The sequence below is a fragment of the Erythrobacter sp. genome, assembly GCF_011765465.1.
GTDB lineage: Bacteria > Pseudomonadota > Alphaproteobacteria > Sphingomonadales > Sphingomonadaceae > Erythrobacter.
In genome coordinates this window covers 1,675,064-1,689,843 of the sequence record NZ_CP050265.1, presented here as the reverse complement: position 1 = coordinate 1,689,843, position 14,780 = coordinate 1,675,064, and the positions used below count along the sequence as shown (strand labels likewise).

General features: G+C 68.6%; 14 protein-coding genes. 5 read left to right on the top strand and 9 right to left on the bottom strand.

Annotated elements, in window-relative coordinates; translation table 11 throughout:
* Window positions 1-71: 71 nt before the first annotated feature.
* Window positions 72-701 carry a hypothetical protein gene (locus G9473_RS08030; RefSeq protein WP_291132199.1) on the bottom strand — a complete coding sequence of 210 codons (630 nt, stop codon included), beginning with the start codon at window positions 699-701 and terminating at the stop codon, window positions 72-74.
* Window positions 698-3,337, bottom strand: coding sequence for an ATP-dependent DNA helicase (locus G9473_RS08025; protein ID WP_291138334.1), 2,640 nt, complete (start codon window positions 3,335-3,337; stop codon window positions 698-700). The genes G9473_RS08030 and G9473_RS08025 overlap by 4 nt, the downstream gene beginning before the upstream one ends.
* Before the next feature lie 254 nt (window positions 3,338-3,591).
* Between G9473_RS08025 and G9473_RS08020 the strand changes: the two genes are divergently transcribed.
* A complete protein-coding gene (locus G9473_RS08020; protein ID WP_291132196.1) occupies window positions 3,592-5,208 on the top strand; it encodes a lysine--tRNA ligase in 1,617 nt (538 codons plus the stop codon).
* A 43-nt stretch (window positions 5,209-5,251) separates the two neighbouring features.
* Here the strand turns inward: G9473_RS08020 and G9473_RS08015 are convergent, their stop codons facing one another.
* Window positions 5,252-5,920: a 2OG-Fe(II) oxygenase gene (locus G9473_RS08015; RefSeq protein WP_291132193.1), complete on the bottom strand. Its 669-nt coding sequence runs from the start codon at window positions 5,918-5,920 to the stop codon at window positions 5,252-5,254.
* A 98-nt stretch (window positions 5,921-6,018) separates the two neighbouring features.
* Entirely contained in the window at window positions 6,019-7,221 is a 1,203-nt protein-coding gene (locus G9473_RS08010) for an RcnB family protein (protein WP_291132191.1), read from the bottom strand.
* A 180-nt stretch (window positions 7,222-7,401) separates the two neighbouring features.
* On the opposite strand from G9473_RS08010, the gene G9473_RS08005 reads away from it, so the two are divergent.
* Window positions 7,402-7,986 (top strand): pyridoxamine 5'-phosphate oxidase family protein, encoded by a 585-nt coding sequence (locus tag G9473_RS08005; protein WP_291132189.1) that lies wholly within the window; start codon window positions 7,402-7,404, stop codon window positions 7,984-7,986.
* Between the two features lie 9 nt (window positions 7,987-7,995).
* Here the strand turns inward: G9473_RS08005 and G9473_RS08000 are convergent, their stop codons facing one another.
* The 3 genes from G9473_RS08000 to G9473_RS07990 form a co-directional block, all read right to left on the bottom strand.
* A complete protein-coding gene (locus G9473_RS08000; protein ID WP_291132186.1) occupies window positions 7,996-8,700 on the bottom strand; it encodes a diguanylate cyclase in 705 nt (234 codons plus the stop codon).
* Window positions 8,701-8,783: 83 nt separating this feature from the next.
* Window positions 8,784-9,299, bottom strand: coding sequence for a hypothetical protein (locus G9473_RS07995; RefSeq protein WP_291132184.1), 516 nt, complete (start codon window positions 9,297-9,299; stop codon window positions 8,784-8,786).
* Between the two features lie 346 nt (window positions 9,300-9,645).
* Complete coding sequence (locus G9473_RS07990) at window positions 9,646-9,909, bottom strand: acylphosphatase (RefSeq protein ID WP_291132181.1); 264 nt, start codon at window positions 9,907-9,909, stop codon at window positions 9,646-9,648.
* A gap of 146 nt (window positions 9,910-10,055) precedes the next feature.
* Between G9473_RS07990 and G9473_RS07985 the strand changes: the two genes are divergently transcribed.
* Window positions 10,056-10,493 carry a hypothetical protein gene (locus tag G9473_RS07985; RefSeq protein ID WP_291132178.1) on the top strand — a complete coding sequence of 146 codons (438 nt, stop codon included), beginning with the start codon at window positions 10,056-10,058 and terminating at the stop codon, window positions 10,491-10,493.
* A 56-nt stretch (window positions 10,494-10,549) separates the two neighbouring features.
* Here G9473_RS07985 and G9473_RS07980 read toward each other — a convergent pair whose 3' ends face one another.
* Together G9473_RS07980 and ettA are read right to left on the bottom strand one after the other, a co-directional pair.
* On the bottom strand, window positions 10,550-10,855 hold the full coding sequence (locus tag G9473_RS07980) for a GIY-YIG nuclease family protein (RefSeq protein ID WP_291132176.1): 306 nt from the start codon (window positions 10,853-10,855) through the stop codon (window positions 10,550-10,552).
* Between the two features lie 108 nt (window positions 10,856-10,963).
* Window positions 10,964-12,637, bottom strand: coding sequence for an energy-dependent translational throttle protein EttA (ettA, locus tag G9473_RS07975; protein ID WP_291138331.1), 1,674 nt, complete (start codon window positions 12,635-12,637; stop codon window positions 10,964-10,966).
* Window positions 12,638-12,752: 115 nt separating this feature from the next.
* Here ettA and G9473_RS07970 point away from each other — a divergent pair, with 115 nt between their 5' ends.
* Both G9473_RS07970 and G9473_RS07965 read left to right on the top strand, forming a co-directional pair.
* Window positions 12,753-14,186, top strand: coding sequence for a M28 family peptidase (locus G9473_RS07970; protein WP_291132173.1), 1,434 nt, complete (start codon window positions 12,753-12,755; stop codon window positions 14,184-14,186).
* A gap of 49 nt (window positions 14,187-14,235) precedes the next feature.
* A complete protein-coding gene (locus tag G9473_RS07965) occupies window positions 14,236-14,778 on the top strand; it encodes a DUF421 domain-containing protein (protein WP_291132170.1) in 543 nt (180 codons plus the stop codon).
* Window positions 14,779-14,780: the final 2 nt, after the last annotated feature.

Sequence of the window (14,780 nt, the reverse complement as noted above, 5' to 3'; positions counted from 1 at the left end):
CTCGCAAAGTCTTGTCGGCGGCCCACCCCTCCAACACGAGCGCGGGGGTGCTGTAAAGGGGGAGGGACGCGTCAGTCGAGCACGGCGCGTTCCGGCACGAACAGGGCGAGCGCGAGCATGACCGCGAGCGCCAGCGTCAGCGCCGCCTCGGCAAGCGAGAGCGGGGCGGGCAGGTAGCTGCGCCCGACGATCATCTCCGCCACCATGGGATAGCCTGCCTGCAGCGCGGCGAGCGGGGCGAGCCACAGCCGCAGCGCACGGCGCGCGGGTTCATGTTCGCGCACTCGCCCGGCGATGGCGGCGCGCAGGATGTCGGCGGCGAGCAGGGCCGAAAGCACGCGCTGGGCGTAGAATGCGGGCTCGCCCGCCGGCCCGCCATAGCGTGCGGCGGCGAAACAGGCGCCCACCACCAGCGCCGCGACCAGCGCGGTGCGCGGCTCCGGCCCCTGTCCCATCAGCCGCAGCACCGCGAGCCACGCGGCGAAAGGCGCGAAGGCGGCAAGCGCGAGGACGAACGCCTCGCCCATGGTCCCGGCGAGCAGCAGTCCCCCGCCTGCCAGCATCGCCGCGATGTTGGCGAGCGCGATGAGCGCCAGCGGCAGGCGCAGTTCGGCGCGCATGGCGATGCCTGCATATTGCGCGAGCAGCACCAGCCACGCGCCGATCGCGACGATCCTGAGCGGTGCGTCGAACTCGCTCATGCGCGGGCCTCCTCGCTCTCGCTCGCGGCGTGTTCGTCCGGCCCGATCAGCCCGCCCGCGATGCGGGCCAGCGCCTCGTCGAGCGTCACGCGGCGGATGGCGGTGCCTTCGGGAAAGGCCGACAGGAGCCGCGAAGGGAAAGCGGGGGAGAGAACGATGAAGTGGCCCGTATCCTCCTTGCCCCGGATCAGCCGACCGAACGCCTGCGCGAGCCTGGCGCGGATGATGCGGTCGTCGTAACTGCTCCCCGCACCGCTCGCCGCGCGGCGCGCCTTGTGGAGGATGTCGGGGCGCGGCCAGGGTACGGATTCCAATGCGACGCAGCGCAGCGAGCGGCCCGGCACGTCGACCCCGTCGCGCAGCGCGTCCGTGCCGAGCAGGCTCGCGCGCGGATCGTCGCGAAAGATGTCGACCAGCGTGCCGGTGTCGATCGGGTCGACGTGCTGGGCGTAGAGCGGCAGGCCCGCCCGCGCGAGCCTGTCGGCGATGCGCCCGTGGACCGCGCGCATCCGGCGGATCGCGGTGAACAGGCCGAGCACGCCGCCTTCCGACGCTTCGATGATCCGCGCATAGGCTCCGGCGAGCGCGGGCAGGTCGCCTTTCCTGATGTCGGTGACGATCAGGACTTCGGCGCGGGCGGCGTAGTCGAACGGGCTGTCGGCGGTCGTGAGCATCGGCGCGACCTCGAGATGCGCCGCGCCCGAGCGGGCAATCGCGCTCTCCCAAGGATTGCCCGGCGCGCTGCCGATCCGGTCGGTAAGCGTCGCGCTCGTCAGCATCACGCCGTGCGCGGGTTCCAGCACGGTGCGGGCAAAGGGCTTCATCGGGTCGAGCCAGCGGCGATGGATCGCCACGTCGAATTCGCGCGCGTCGTTGCGGTCCACCGCGAGCCAGTCGACGAATTCGGGATCCGCCGGCCCGCCCAATCGCCCGAGCAGCGCTTCCCACGCCGCCAGCAGCTCGATCCGCCACGAGAGCGAATGGCGCGCCCCCTCGATCCGCGCGCGGCCCTGTGCGTCGAGCCAGTCGGGCGGGTCGGCCATGATCGCCTCGAGCCTGCCCGACAGCCGGATCAGCGGCGCGCGGATGCTGGCGAGCGCCGCCTCGGCTGCGCCCGCCGCCTCGATCACCTCGCCCGGCAGGCCCGATGCCTCGGTCTCTATGCCGTAGCCCGCCTCCTGCCCGCTCTCGTCGCGGGCATAGGTCACCGCGCGCACCGCGAAGAGCAGTTCTTCGAGCGGGCCCCAGGGCTCGCCCTCGACCAGCCTTTGCAGCCAGCCGTCGGCGGGCAGCAGCTTGCCCGCCTCGCTCGCCGCGTCGATCGCCTCGCCGCCCGCCTCGTCGTAGCTCGCGACATCCGCCAGCCGCGCCGAAAGCCCGCGCCTGCGCCCGCGCGCCTTCTTTTCCGGGCCGATGATCCAGCGGCGAAGCTCGATCGCCTCCTGCCCCGAAAGCGTCGCGGCGAAGGTCGAATCCGCCGCCTCGAAAACGTGGTGGCCCTCGTCGAAGACGATGCGGGTGGGGCGCTGTGCATGGTCCCTCCCGCGCGCCGCGTTGATCATGACGAGCGCGTGGTTGGCGATGACGAGGTCGGCGCTCGCGCTCTCGCGCCCGACCCGCTCGATGAAGCACTTTCGGTAATGCGGGCAGCCCGCATAGACGCATTCGCCGCGCTGGTCGGTGAGCGCGGCGATGCCGCGCTTCCGGAAGAGCGTGCCGAGCCAGCCGGGAAGGTCGCCGCCGATCATGTCCCCGTCGCGAGTGAAGGCGGCCCAGCGCGCCACCAGCTGCGCGAGGATCGCGGGGCGGCCCGCAAAGCCCCCTTGCAGCGCGTCCTCGAGATTGAGCAGGCACAGGTAATTCTCCCGCCCCTTGCGCACGACGACGGGCGGCGTGCCGTCGGGGCGCTTCAGCGGCCAAGCCCGGCGGCTTTCGGAGCGCAATTGCCGCTGGAGGTTCTTGGTGTAGGTCGACACCCACACCGTTCCGCCCGAAGCCTGAGACCACGCCGAGGCCGGGGCGAGATAGCCCAGCGTCTTGCCGATTCCCGTCCCCGCCTGCGCGAGCGCGATATGCGGCATTTCGGATCGGGAGCGCGGGGCGAAGATGCGCGCCGCATCGCTCGCATAGGCGCGCTGGCCCTCGCGCTTCTCCGCGCCTTCGCCGGTCAGTTCGTCGAGCCTTGCGAGCACCCTTTCGGACGGCAGGTCGACCTGGCGGGGCGGGGCGCGCTCGCCCGCTTCCTCCCATTCGGGCAGGGCGGAAAAGAGCCATTTCTCCGCCCGCTCGGGCCGCGCGATGTGGGGGCGAAGCACTTGCGCCCAAGGCCAGCGCAGGCGCTCCAGCGATTGCAGCGCGCTCCACGCGCCCGCGCGCTCGAACCACTCGGGATCCTCGCACGCCGCGCACAGCGCGCCCGCCGCGCGCTGGAGGAATTCGGGCACGTCCGCATCGCCTTGGGGCGGCTCCATCCCCAGCGCTTCGGCCAGCCCGCGCGGGGTCGGCACGCAGAAGCGCGCCGGATGAACGAAGGCGAAGGCTTCGAGCAGGTCGAGGCCGGAAAGGTCGGGATAGCCCAGCCGGTTCGCGACCAACGGCGCGTTGAGCAGAAGCACCGGCGTATCGGCGGCGGCCATGATCGCATCGCCCTTCGACACCGCTTCGGTCGGGGAATTGGCCCCCCTGTCTCCGGCGCGAAGCCAGTTGCCCCCATGGCTGGCATGGAGCGCGGGAAGCGGCAGCGGGGCGGGGGCGGTGGAGGGAACCGTCACGCGCGCCAAGATGGGGCAGGGGCGCGCGAAAGTAAACGCGCCTGTCCGCCGCTTTACACCCCGTAAGCGCTGTTCTTCGCGCTTGCACAATGCCGGGCGAGGTGCATATGCGGCCTGCCATGACCGAGACCACCTTCATCGAGACCGCCGCGAAGTCCAAAGCCTGGCCGTTCCAGGAAGCCCAACGCCTTGCGAAGCGGTTGCGCGACGGGAAACCGGGCGGCGCCCCCGTCCTGTTCGAGACCGGCTACGGCCCCTCGGGCCTGCCGCATATCGGGACTTTCCAGGAAGTGCTGCGAACGACGCTGGTGCGGCGCGCCTACGAGGCCGTGACCGGCGGCGCGCCGACGCGGCTGGTGGCGTTCAGCGACGATCTCGACGGCCTGCGCAAGGTGCCGGACAATGTGCCGAACCGCGAAATGCTCAGCCAGCACCTCGGCAAGCCTTTGTCGCGCATCCCCGATCCTTTCGGCACGCATGAAAGCTTTGCCCATCACAACAATGCGCGCCTGCGCGACTTTCTCGACCGTTTCGGCTTCGACTACGAATTCGTCAGCTCCTCGGACCGCTACAATTCGGGCGCTTTCGACGAAGGCATCCGCAAGGTCCTGCGCGGCTTCGACGCGATCATGGACATCATGCTGCCGACGCTCGGCGAGGAACGGCGCAAGACCTATTCGCCGCTGATGCCGATCAGCCCGACTACCGGCGCGGTGCTGCAGGTGCCGATCGAGGTCGTCGATGCCGAAGCCGGCCTCATCCGCTTCACCGACGAGGACGGCACGCAAGTCGAGCAGAGCGCGCTGGGCGGCAAGGCCAAGTGCCAGTGGAAGGTCGACTGGGCGATGCGCTGGGTCGAGCTGGGCGTCGATTACGAGATGTACGGCAAGGACCTGACCGACTCCGGCGTGCAGTCCGGCAAGATCGCCCGCGTGCTCGGCGGGAACAAGCCCGAGGGGCTGATCTACGAGCTCTTCCTCGATGCCAGGGGCGAGAAGATTTCCAAGTCCAAGGGCAATGGCCTGTCGATCGAGGAATGGCTGCAATACGGCTCCGAGGAGAGCCTCGGCTATTACATCTTCGCCAATCCGCGCAGCGCAAAGCAGCTTCATGCGGGCGTGATCCCCAAGGCGATCGACGATTACTGGCAGTTCCGCGAAAAGCTGCCCGAGCAGGAACTCGACAAGCAGCTCGGCAACCCGGTCTGGCACCTGTTGCGCGCGAACGAGCGGGTGGAGGGGCCGCAGGCTCCGGGCGCGGGCGATGCGCTGCCGGTGCCCTTCAGCCTGCTTTTGAACCTTGTCGGGGTGCTGGGGGCCGAAGCCACGCGCGAGGCGGTGTGGTCCTATCTTGCGAATTATATCGAGGATGCGGACCCGGCGGCGCACCCGGCGCTCGACAGCCTCGTCGACAAGGCGCTGGCCTACAACCGCGATTTCGTCGCGCCGACGCTGGTCAAGCGCGCGCCGACCCCGAACGAGGCGGACGCGCTGCGCGCGCTCGATGCCGAGCTGGCCGCGGTTCCGGCGGACATGGCGGCGGAGGACCTGCAGACCATCGTCTATGAAATCGGCAAGCGCGAGGAATTCGGTTTCGGGAATCTGCGCGACTGGTTCCAGGCGCTTTACCAGACCCTGCTCGGCTCCTCGCAGGGCCCGCGCATGGGCAGCTTCATCGCGCTTTACGGCGTCGGGCCGACGCGCAAGCTGATCGCGGAGGCTTTGGAGAGAACCTGAGTCCGGACCTGCGCCGGGCTTTGAAAGGCTTCCGCCCTCTTTCCTACCGCCAGCGGCGGGTGCGATACCACTTGGTGATGATGTATTTCGCGCCCTTGCCCACAGGGGTTCCCGCGTGTTTGGTCCACTCGTTCGGCACGCCGTCCCTGTCGGCATTGTTCCATGCCAGCAGAACGCCGGGCTTGGGCTCGATCGAGATGCCGATGTCGGTGAAGTGCGTGTGCCCGCCTTCCCCGACTTCATTGAGGAACACCATCGCGGTCCAGCAGCGCTGCCCGCCGCGTTTCCTTTCGAGCGGCCAATAGGCTTCGGAGGTGTAGAACCAGTCATTGTGCGGCTTGAATTCCTGCCCCGGCAGGTAGCGCTGGCCCTGGATCGCCTCGCCCGTGACGGGGTTCAGCCCGAGCAAGTCGTCGATCCGGCGCGAAATGCCCATCACGAAATGGTCATGCGGGTCGAGATCGCCCGAATAGGATGTGCGAAAGCCGCTTTCATAGCCCTGTTCGTGAAGGCTCGAAGGGCGCGCGACATCGTCGATCATCAGGCACAGGCGCGCGCATTCGGCGGGCGTGAGGAACTCTCCGACCGCGAACAGGTCGGCCTTGTCGGTGTCGATCCGGTAGACGCCGGGATCGGCGTCGAGGCGTTTCGTCACCTGAGCGCCGAGGCGGCGCAGCGCGTCCTGGTCGGGGATGGCAGGGGCCTTGGGCATGGGGCCGCCTCTCTAACAGCCACGCGAGCGGGTGCAAGGCGGCAGGCGAAAGCCCCCGGCCGCGCGGGGCGACCGGGGGCTGAGCGGCAAGGAGGCGCTTACCAGAAGAAGTCGTAGATCACGTCGACGACCTCGCCGGTGTAGACGTCGACCAGCAGGACGTCGTCGTAATAGCGCACCCAGCGATAGGGGCCATAGACCGGCGGCAGGCGGAAGGCCCACGGATCGTTGATGAAGAAGCGCGGCTGGAAGAACAGGCTGTCGAGATGCCAGCCGATGCCGATCCGGCTGTAGCGATGCGCGCGGAAAGGCGCGTAGTAACGACCGAGCCGGAAGCGCTGCCGGTGCGCGCGGCGATAATCGCGCCATCCGAAGCGGCGGTTGTCGCGCCAGCGGCGGTCCCACCGACGGAAATCGCGCCGCGCGTCGCGCCGACCGTCGCGATAGGCATCGCGGCGCTCGCGTCGGATCTCGCGGCGAAAGTCGCGACGGCGACCATCGCGCCAGTCGCGGCGCCGTTCGGCTCTGCGTTCGGCCCGGCGTTCTGCCCTGCGCTCGGCGCGGCGATCGGCGCGGCGATCAATCGCGCGGTCGGCCCGGCCGACACCGCGGGCGATGCGGTCGTCGAAGCCCCGGTCGCGGCGACGGTCGATCCTGCGATCGGCGCGGCGGTCAGCCCTGCGCTCGGCGCGGTCCGCACGCCTTTCGCCGCGGCGGTCGATGCGGTCGGCGCGGCGCTCTGCGCGCCGGTCGATGCGATCGGCCCGGCGATCTCCGCGCCGGTCGACCCGCTCCGCCGCGCGGTCGCGGCCGCGGCGGTCGAGGCGGTCCGCCCGCCGGTCGGTGCGGCTATCCACCCGGCCGGCGCGTCGCTCGGTGCGGCGCTCGAACTGCCGGGCCCGGCGCTCGGCGCGCTGTTCGAGGCGGTCGGCCCGCTCGCGCGCCGGCCTGACGCTCCGTTCGCGCGGGGGGCGGGGCGCACGATCGAAGCGGGGCTGGACGCGCTCGGGACGCGAGACGCTGCGGCCCGAGCGGACCCTTGCCGGGCGTTCGCGGCGAATCTCCCGGCGCGCCTCGCGCCTCTGGCTGCGCTGTCCGCGGGCCTGCTGGCGCGTCGCGCGACGCTCGGCGCGAGCGGCGCGGCGCGCCTCCCGGCGTTCGCCGCGCGGCTGGAGATCGGCTGCGCTCGACATTTCCGCTCCGGCGCTTGCGGCCATCGCGGGTTCGGGTGCGGCGATGAAGCCAAGCGCCAGGGCGAGCGCCGACAAGGCGCTGCCTCTCAGGAAAAGGGAAATGTCCATGTGTGCCTCCAGAAACGCCGCCCCACCACACACGGCATGAGTGATAGCCTTATTCTAGGCCCTGCGCCCTGTCGCCGACCTTAACCGGGCCTGCAGGTCGCTGTTCATATTGAATGTTTGCCAAATGAACGGGTGCGACGCGACTTGATCCCGCCTGCCCGAGCGCGCAGAGGGCAAGCCATGTACGAGCAGCTCGACGAAGTCCTTGCCGATCTCTCGGCGCGCCTCACAAGGGCGGCGCGCGATCGCCGCTCGCCGATGCACACGCCCGCCGTCGTGACCGGCGATGTCGATGCGCGCATCATGGTGCTGCGCGCCTTCGACCGGGAGGCGTTCACCCTGCGCTTCCATACCGACATCCGCGCGCCCAAGGCCGCCGCGCTCAACGCCGATCCGCGCGCGGCGGTGCTGTTCTACGACAAGGGCGCCAAGATCCAGATCCGCGCGCGCGGCACGGCGCGGGTGCTGGACGATGCGCCCGTTACCCGGCAGGCGTGGGCCGACAGCACGAATTTCGCCCGGCGCTGCTATCTCGGAGAGGGGCCGGGCACGCCGAGCAATGCGCCGACCTCGGGCCTTCCGCGCGAATTCGAAGGGGTCGAGCCGACCGACGAACAGCTGGTCGCAGCGTGGCCCAATTTCGCGGTGCTCATGGTCGAACTCACCAGCCTCGACTGGCTCTATCTCGCCCATACCGGCCATGTCCGCGCCGGCTTCGAGCGCGCGGAGGACGGTTCATGGGAGGGACGCTGGCTTTCGCCCTGAACCGGCGGCTCAGGCGGCCCTCGTTCGTGGCAGGTCCTGCGGGGCCTCAGCGGCGGCGGGGGGCGGCAGGAAGAGGATCTCCTCGATCTCGCTCGCCGCGATCACGCAATCTTCGCCGCTAGCCGTCGCCGCATCGAGCGCGCCGCCTGCCCGGGCGCGCGCCTCGTCCAAGCTTTCGCCCGGTCGGCCCTCGGCGATGCCGAAGCTGGCGGTGACGCGCAGGTCGGCGCCCATGCCGGGGATGCGGGCCCCGGCGAGAGCCCTGCGGAGCCGCTGCGCGATCCCTACCGCTTCGTCCTCGCGCGCGTTCTCGATCACGATGACGAAGCCTTCGCCCGGGATCGTACGGACCTCGTCGCTCCGGCGGATACCGGCGCGCAGGACCTTCGCGACCTGCTCGGTGGCCTTGCGCCGCGCGTCTTCGTCCCAGACACGACCGTGCGATTCCAGCCGGTCGATCCGTGCCGCCATGACGCTGTCGGAGCGGGCGCCGGCCGAGGGCCGGGAACGGCGCATCGCGCGTTCATGGCCGCCTTGGCGGAACAGGTCGCCAAGCGGGTCCGGGGATGGCCGAGTCGTCCCGCGGGCGGCGAGGGGATGGCGCAGGCAGGTGTAAACGGTCAGCGCCGCGGCCAGCGCGATGGTCGCAAGCAGCGCCGCAGCCGGATCGAGCGCGAGCATTCCCGCCTCGCCGCCGGAAAGGCTCTCCGTCATTGCGCTGCCCCTCTCATCGCCCCTGCTTGAGCGAATGATGCGGTGGCGCGGTTAAAACGGCGTAAAGCGCTCTGCCGGGCGCGTCAGAACTTGTCGCCCGGCGTCACCGCAGCGAGCACCCGGCGCAAGGTGAGGTAGATCATCACCACGGTCGCCGCCATCAGCCCGACCATCGCGACGGAGCCTGCAAAAAGCACGTCATAGAGGATCTCGAACCAGTGATCGGGTATGTTTTCGAATTCGCCCACCGGCAGGACGAAAGCGAGCAGCACGATGAGCGCGAGCAGCAATGAGGCGGTCGCGAGCTTCGCCACCATGTTGACGTTCTCGTAAGCCTCGCGGTTGAATTCGGTCTCCAGCCGGTCGATCATCCCGACCATGGTCAGCATCAGCGCCAGAGTGGTGGCGGACCCGGTAACGATGGCCGAGCCGAGATAGAGCCCCGCGCGGCTCAGCGCCTCGAGCAGGTCGCGCGCCTCGGCCCCCGAATAGACCCCGCCGATCGCCGCGTGCGCGCCCCAGCCGAGCGCGGCCACGATGAGGAAGGCGGCGAGCGGCCAGAGGCGGTTCTTGCGCAATTGCCTGGGCAGGTCCGGCATGGCGGGCGAGCTAGGGCTTGCATTTCGCGCACGCCACCTTGCGCGGGGCGAGGCGAGCATGAGCCGCGACGGGGCGGGGCGCGATTGGCGGGGACCGGGGGCGAGAAAAGGTGACAAAGGTGACACCCTGTCAACTTTCCATCATGGTGAGTCCGGTCTGTTTTTCAGTGTGTTGGGCGCTGTTTCGCGAAGCGGACGGACAGGAGGAGCGGGCCTTTTTCCGCAGCACCCGTCCGCGTCCGTGCGCCGGGGCACGGTTTTCCGGAAGGGGGCGGAGGATGGCAAAGAGCGCAGAAAGGGGGCCTTATCCTGCCTGCGCGCTGTAGGAAAATCGGCCGGGGATGGCTCACCGCCGCTCGAAGGTGGAGAGCCCCTCGGGCGCGGCCTCGCTTTCCTCGATGCGGCTGACCTCGGCGCGCGGCGGGCCTTCGTGCATCCGCTCGATCAGGCTGCGCACCTTGTCCGCTTCGCCTTCGAGATGCGCCTCGACCGTCCCGTCGGAAAGGTTCCTCACCCACCCGGAAAGAGCGAGCCCGCCCGCGGTCCGCACGGTCCAGTCGCGGTAGAACACGCCCTGCACGCGGCCGTGGATGATGAGACGGGTCGCCATGCGCGCAGGCCCTAGCATCCCGCCGCGCCCAGGCGAAGGGGACGGCGCGGCGCTTCGGCTAGGGGGCAATACGGGTAAGGTGCAATCCGCGCGTTCATACCCCGGCTGGCAGATGTCGGCTTTGCCCCAATCGAGGAGAGGCCCCGATGACCGCCCATGATCCGTCCCTGCACGCCCAGCCGCTCGACACCCTGTCCCCCTTCGAGAGGGCGCGCGCGATCCTCGACGCCGACCGCATTTGCGCGGGGCTGCATTTCACCGATACCATCGCGGAGGCCGACAAGCAGGCGATCCGCGATTACCTGCGCGATCAGGCCGAACGGATGAAAAGCGGCCTCGACGACATCGCCGACGATGAGGACGCGGGCTATTTCCTCGCGGTCAAGTATTTCGAATGCAAGGCGAACTGGATCCAGATGAACCTGCAGTTGAACTACCAGACCGTGCTGCGCGGCGAGAAGGACGAGGTGCTGTTCAACAAGGCCGCAGCGGTCGCGGGCTTCCTCGCCGAGATCGAGCCGGTGGTGACCGAGAGCGACCTTGCGATGATCAACGGGATGCTGCTGAAGAAGATGCGGGGGTGAGGGATTGCACTGCACCGTCTCCCCGGACTTGATCCGGGGCCCCGCTTTTTTCTTCCTTAAGTGCCGCCAATAAGGTGCGACAGATCGCGCCAGTCCGGATTGGCCTTTTCGATCAGATCGAACTTCCACTCTCGCCGCCAGCGCTTGATCCGCTTCTCCTGCGCGATGGCGTCATCGATGCGATCGAAGCGTTCGGACCACACGAGGCGTTTCAGACCATAGCGCGCGCAGAATTCGGAGCCCTTCCCGTTTCGATGATGGCTCACCCGGAGCGCGAGATCGGCCGTCACCCCGACATACATCGTCCCGCGATAGCGGTCCGCCATGACGTAGACCCAACCTCCGGATGCCTCGCGATCCATGGCGGTAGTGAAAGTGAAGCGGGACCCCGGGTCAAGCCCGGGGCGACGAGGGGAAGATGTCGGAGCCGTGGCCGGTAGCGGACGGACCGCTTCCGCCCCCGCGTCACCTCACCGCGTCAGCTTCTTGTAAGCGAGCCGCGTCGGCCGGTCCGCCGCATCGCCGAGCCTGCGCCGCTTGTCCTCTTCGTAGGCTTCGAAGTTCCCCTCGAACCATTCGACGTGGGAATTGCCCTCGAAGGCGAGGATGTGCGTCGCGAGGCGGTCCAAAAAGAAGCGGTCGTGCGAGATCACCACGGCGCAGCCCGCGAAGTTCTCGATCGCTTCCTCGAGCGCGCCCAGCGTCTCGACGTCGAGGTCGTTGGTCGGCTCGTCAAGCAGCAGGACGTTGCCGCCCTGCTTCAGCATCTTCGCCATGTGGACGCGGTTGCGCTCGCCGCCGGACAGCTTGCCGACGTTCTTCTGCTGGTCCTGCCCCTTGAAGTTGAACGCGCCGACATAGGCCCGGGTCGAGACGTCGTGGCCGTTCACTTTCATGTAGTCGAGCCCGTCGGAGATTTCCTCCCACACGTTGTTCGCAGGGTTCAAATCGTCGCGGCTCTGGTCGACATAGCCGAGGCGCACCGTGTCGCCGATCTCGATCGTGCCGGAATCGGGCGTTTCCTGCCCGGTGATGATGCGGAACAAGGTCGACTTGCCCGCGCCGTTCGGACCGATCACGCCGACGATGCCGCCCGGCGGCAGAGTGAAGGAGAGGTTTTCGAAGAGCAGCTTGTCGCCATAGGCTTTCGAGATGTTCTTCGCCTCGATCACCTTGCCGCCGAGGCGTTCGGGAACCTGGATGACGATCTGCGCCTTGCCGGGCTTGCGGGAATCCTGCGAGTTCTGGAGCTCCTCGAACTTGCGGATACGCGCCTTGGACTTGGTCTGGCGCGCGCTCGGCGTCTGGCGGATCCATTCGAGCTCGCGGGAAAGCTGCTTCTGGCGCCCGCTTTCCTCGCGCGCTTCCTGTTCGAGGCGCTTCGCCTTCTTTTCGAGATAGGTCGAATAGTTGCCCTCATACGGGTAGTAGGAGCCGCGGTCGAGTTCGAGGATCCAGCCCACCACGTTGTCGAGGAAGTAGCGGTCGTGGGTGATCATCAGCACCGCGCCGGCATATTCTTTCAGGTGGTTCTCGAGCCATTCGACGCTTTCGGCATCCAAGTGGTTGGTCGGTTCGTCGAGCAGCAGGATCGAGGGCTTCTGGATGAGCAGGCGGGTCAGCGCGACGCGGCGCTTTTCTCCGCCCGACAGGTTTTCGACCGACGCATCGCCCGGCGGGCAGCGCAGGGCCTCCATCGCGATTTCGAGCTGGTTGTCGAGCGTCCACCCGTCGACCGCGTCGATCTTGGCCTGGAGTTCCGCCATCTTCTCGCCCAGCACGTCGAAATCGGCGTCGGGTTCGGCCATTTGCGCTGAGACGGCGTTGAATTCCTCGACGAGGTCGGCGGTCTCGCGCGCGCCGTCGCGCACGTTTTCAAGGACGGTCTTGGTCGGGTCGAGTTCCGGCTCCTGCGGGAGATAGCCGACGGTGATGTTCTCGCCCGGCCATGCCTCGCCCGAGAAATCCGTGTCGATGCCGGCCATGATCTTCATCAGCGTCGACTTGCCCGCACCGTTGGGGCCGACGATGCCGATCTTCGCGCCCTGGTAGAACTGCAGGTTGATGTTCGAGAGCACCGGCTTGGGGGCGCCGGGGAAGGTCTTGGTCATGTTCTTCATGACGAAGGCGTATTGCGCGGCCATCGTAGGGTCGTCCTTGTCGGTCGGGAGTGGGAGAAGCTGTTGCGCTGCCAGATAGGGCGGCAGCGGGGCAAGGGCAAGCTGGACTTGGGAGCCGCGCGGGCGTAGCGGGTTTGCCATGAAGACCCTCACCGCCCCGCTCACCTCGACGCTCGCCGCCCTCTCGCTCGCGCTGGTCGCGCATTCCGCCACCGCGCTCCCGCCCGAACAGCCGACCGTCGAGGAGCAGGCCGACCGCGTGCGCGAAGGCGACCGCTTCGCCTGGGAATTCGTCGAGGGGATCACCACCGAGGTCGGCCCGCGCCAGGCCGGCACCGAGGCCGAGGCGCGCGGGCGCGAATGGGCGATGAACTGGCTGCGCCAGCACGGCTTCAAGAACGTCCGCAGCGAGCCCTTCGCCATGGAGACATGGGTTCCCGGCGACATCGCCCGCGCCCGCGTGACCGAGCCTTTCGCGCAGGATCTCGTCGTCCTGCCGCTCGGCACGAGCGCGGCGACGCCCGAAGGCGGGGTCGAGGGCGAGCTGGTCTATTTCCGCAATGTCGATGACCTGCGCGCCGCTCCGGAAGGGAGCCTCAAGGGCAAGATCGCCTATATCAGCCACGCGATGAAGCCTGCGCAGGACGGCTCTCACTATGGCTTCGCCGGCCCGGCGCGCTGGGTCGGCGCGGGGATCGCGGCGAGCAAGGGGGCGATCGCGACCGTCATCAAGTCGGTCGGGACCGACTACCACCGCAACCCGCACACCGGCGGAACGACCTTTCCCGAAGGCGTCGATCCGATCCCGGCCGCGGCCATGTCGCTTCCCGATGCCGAGAATGTCGAGCGGATGTTCGCCCGCGCGGACGGGCGGCAGGTGCGCCTGCGGCTCGAACTCAACCCGCGCGATCTCGGCGAGACGATGAGCGGTAATGTCGTCGGCGAGATCGTCGGGCGCAATCCCGAGCTTCCGCCGGTCCTGCTCGCCTGCCACATCGACAGCTGGTGGAATTCGCCCGGCGCGTTCGACGATGCGGCGGGCTGCGGGATCATCGCGGCGGCCGCTTACCACGTCCAGTACACGGGCAAGCCGCTGCGCACGATCCGCGTGCTGATGGCGGGCGCTGAGGAAACCGGCCTGTGGGGCAGCAAGGTTTACAGCGCCGCGCATATCGACGAGCCGATCGCGGTCGGGCTCGAAAGCGATTTCGGCGCGGACCGCATCTGGCGCTTCGAAAGCAATTTCCGCGAGAGCAACCCGCAGCTCCACGCGAAACTGGCCAAGGCGGTCGCGCGCTTCGGCGTCGCCGATTCCACCGTGGTCGCGACCGGCGGGGCGGATCTCAACATCGTGCGCGACCAGGAAGGCGCGCTCATCGACCTGCAGCAGGACGGGCTGCGCTATTTCGACCTCCACCACACGCCCGACGATACGCTCGACAAGATCAATCCCGACCAGCTGCGCCAGAACGTCGCGGTGTGGACGCAGGTGGTCGGCATCCTCGCCAACGAGCCGCGCGCGATCCTGACCGGCGGCACGGTGCCTTCCGCGCCTCCCATCATGGATCAGTAAGCGGGAACCGCGCGCCGCTCCTCCGTTCCCGTAAGGGAGGAGACGGCGAATGCTTGTAGACGAACCAATGCTCGACACGGTGCTGCGGGGGCTTGTCCTCGCGGGGGCCGCGCTCTTGTGGGTCACGACGCTGATCCGCCTCAACGGCCTGAGGTCGCTGTCGAAAATGTCGAACTTCGACTTTGTGATGACGATCGCGCTCGGTAGCCTGGTGGCGAGCGCTTGGGTGGCCACCGCGTGGACGGATTTCGTCCAGGCGCTCGCGGCGATGGCGGCGCTGTTCGCGGTGCAATGGACGATGAACCAGCTGCGCTTCCAATGGCCGCGCTTTCAGACCGTCGTGCAGAACCGCCCGGTCGTGCTGGTGCGCGACGGCGAGTTCCAGCAGGACGCGATGAACGAGACGCGCGTCACCCGCTCCGACCTGTTCGAGAAGCTGCGCGCGGCGAATGTTTCGGACCTGTCGAACGTGCGCGCGGTCATTCTCGAGACGACCGGCGACGTGTCGGTGGTGAAGGGCGACGCGCTCGACCCGGCGCTGCTCGAAGGCGTGGACCGGCCGCCGCTCGAAAGGCGCGAGGGGAAGGGCTGAGG

Excerpts from the sequence above, each read along its gene's own strand:
- G9473_RS08030 (WP_291132199.1), bottom strand. The coding sequence starts at position 701 with ATGAGCGAGTTCGACGCACCGCTCAGGATCGTCGCGATCGGCGCGTGG.
- G9473_RS08025 (WP_291138334.1), bottom strand. The coding sequence starts at position 3,337 with ATGGCCGCCGCCGATACGCCGGTGCTTCTGCTCAACGCGCCGTTGGTC.
- G9473_RS08020 (WP_291132196.1), top strand. The coding sequence starts at position 3,592 with ATGACCGAGACCACCTTCATCGAGACCGCCGCGAAGTCCAAAGCCTGG.
- G9473_RS08015 (WP_291132193.1), bottom strand. The coding sequence starts at position 5,920 with ATGCCCAAGGCCCCTGCCATCCCCGACCAGGACGCGCTGCGCCGCCTC.
- G9473_RS08010 (WP_291132191.1), bottom strand. The coding sequence starts at position 7,221 with ATGGACATTTCCCTTTTCCTGAGAGGCAGCGCCTTGTCGGCGCTCGCC.
- G9473_RS08005 (WP_291132189.1), top strand. The coding sequence starts at position 7,402 with ATGTACGAGCAGCTCGACGAAGTCCTTGCCGATCTCTCGGCGCGCCTC.
- G9473_RS08000 (WP_291132186.1), bottom strand. The coding sequence starts at position 8,700 with ATGACGGAGAGCCTTTCCGGCGGCGAGGCGGGAATGCTCGCGCTCGAT.
- G9473_RS07995 (WP_291132184.1), bottom strand. The coding sequence starts at position 9,299 with ATGCCGGACCTGCCCAGGCAATTGCGCAAGAACCGCCTCTGGCCGCTC.
- G9473_RS07990 (WP_291132181.1), bottom strand. The coding sequence starts at position 9,909 with ATGGCGACCCGTCTCATCATCCACGGCCGCGTGCAGGGCGTGTTCTAC.
- G9473_RS07985 (WP_291132178.1), top strand. The coding sequence starts at position 10,056 with ATGACCGCCCATGATCCGTCCCTGCACGCCCAGCCGCTCGACACCCTG.
- G9473_RS07980 (WP_291132176.1), bottom strand. The coding sequence starts at position 10,855 with ATGGATCGCGAGGCATCCGGAGGTTGGGTCTACGTCATGGCGGACCGC.
- ettA (WP_291138331.1), bottom strand. The coding sequence starts at position 12,637 with ATGGCCGCGCAATACGCCTTCGTCATGAAGAACATGACCAAGACCTTC.
- G9473_RS07970 (WP_291132173.1), top strand. The coding sequence starts at position 12,753 with ATGAAGACCCTCACCGCCCCGCTCACCTCGACGCTCGCCGCCCTCTCG.
- G9473_RS07965 (WP_291132170.1), top strand. The coding sequence starts at position 14,236 with ATGCTTGTAGACGAACCAATGCTCGACACGGTGCTGCGGGGGCTTGTC.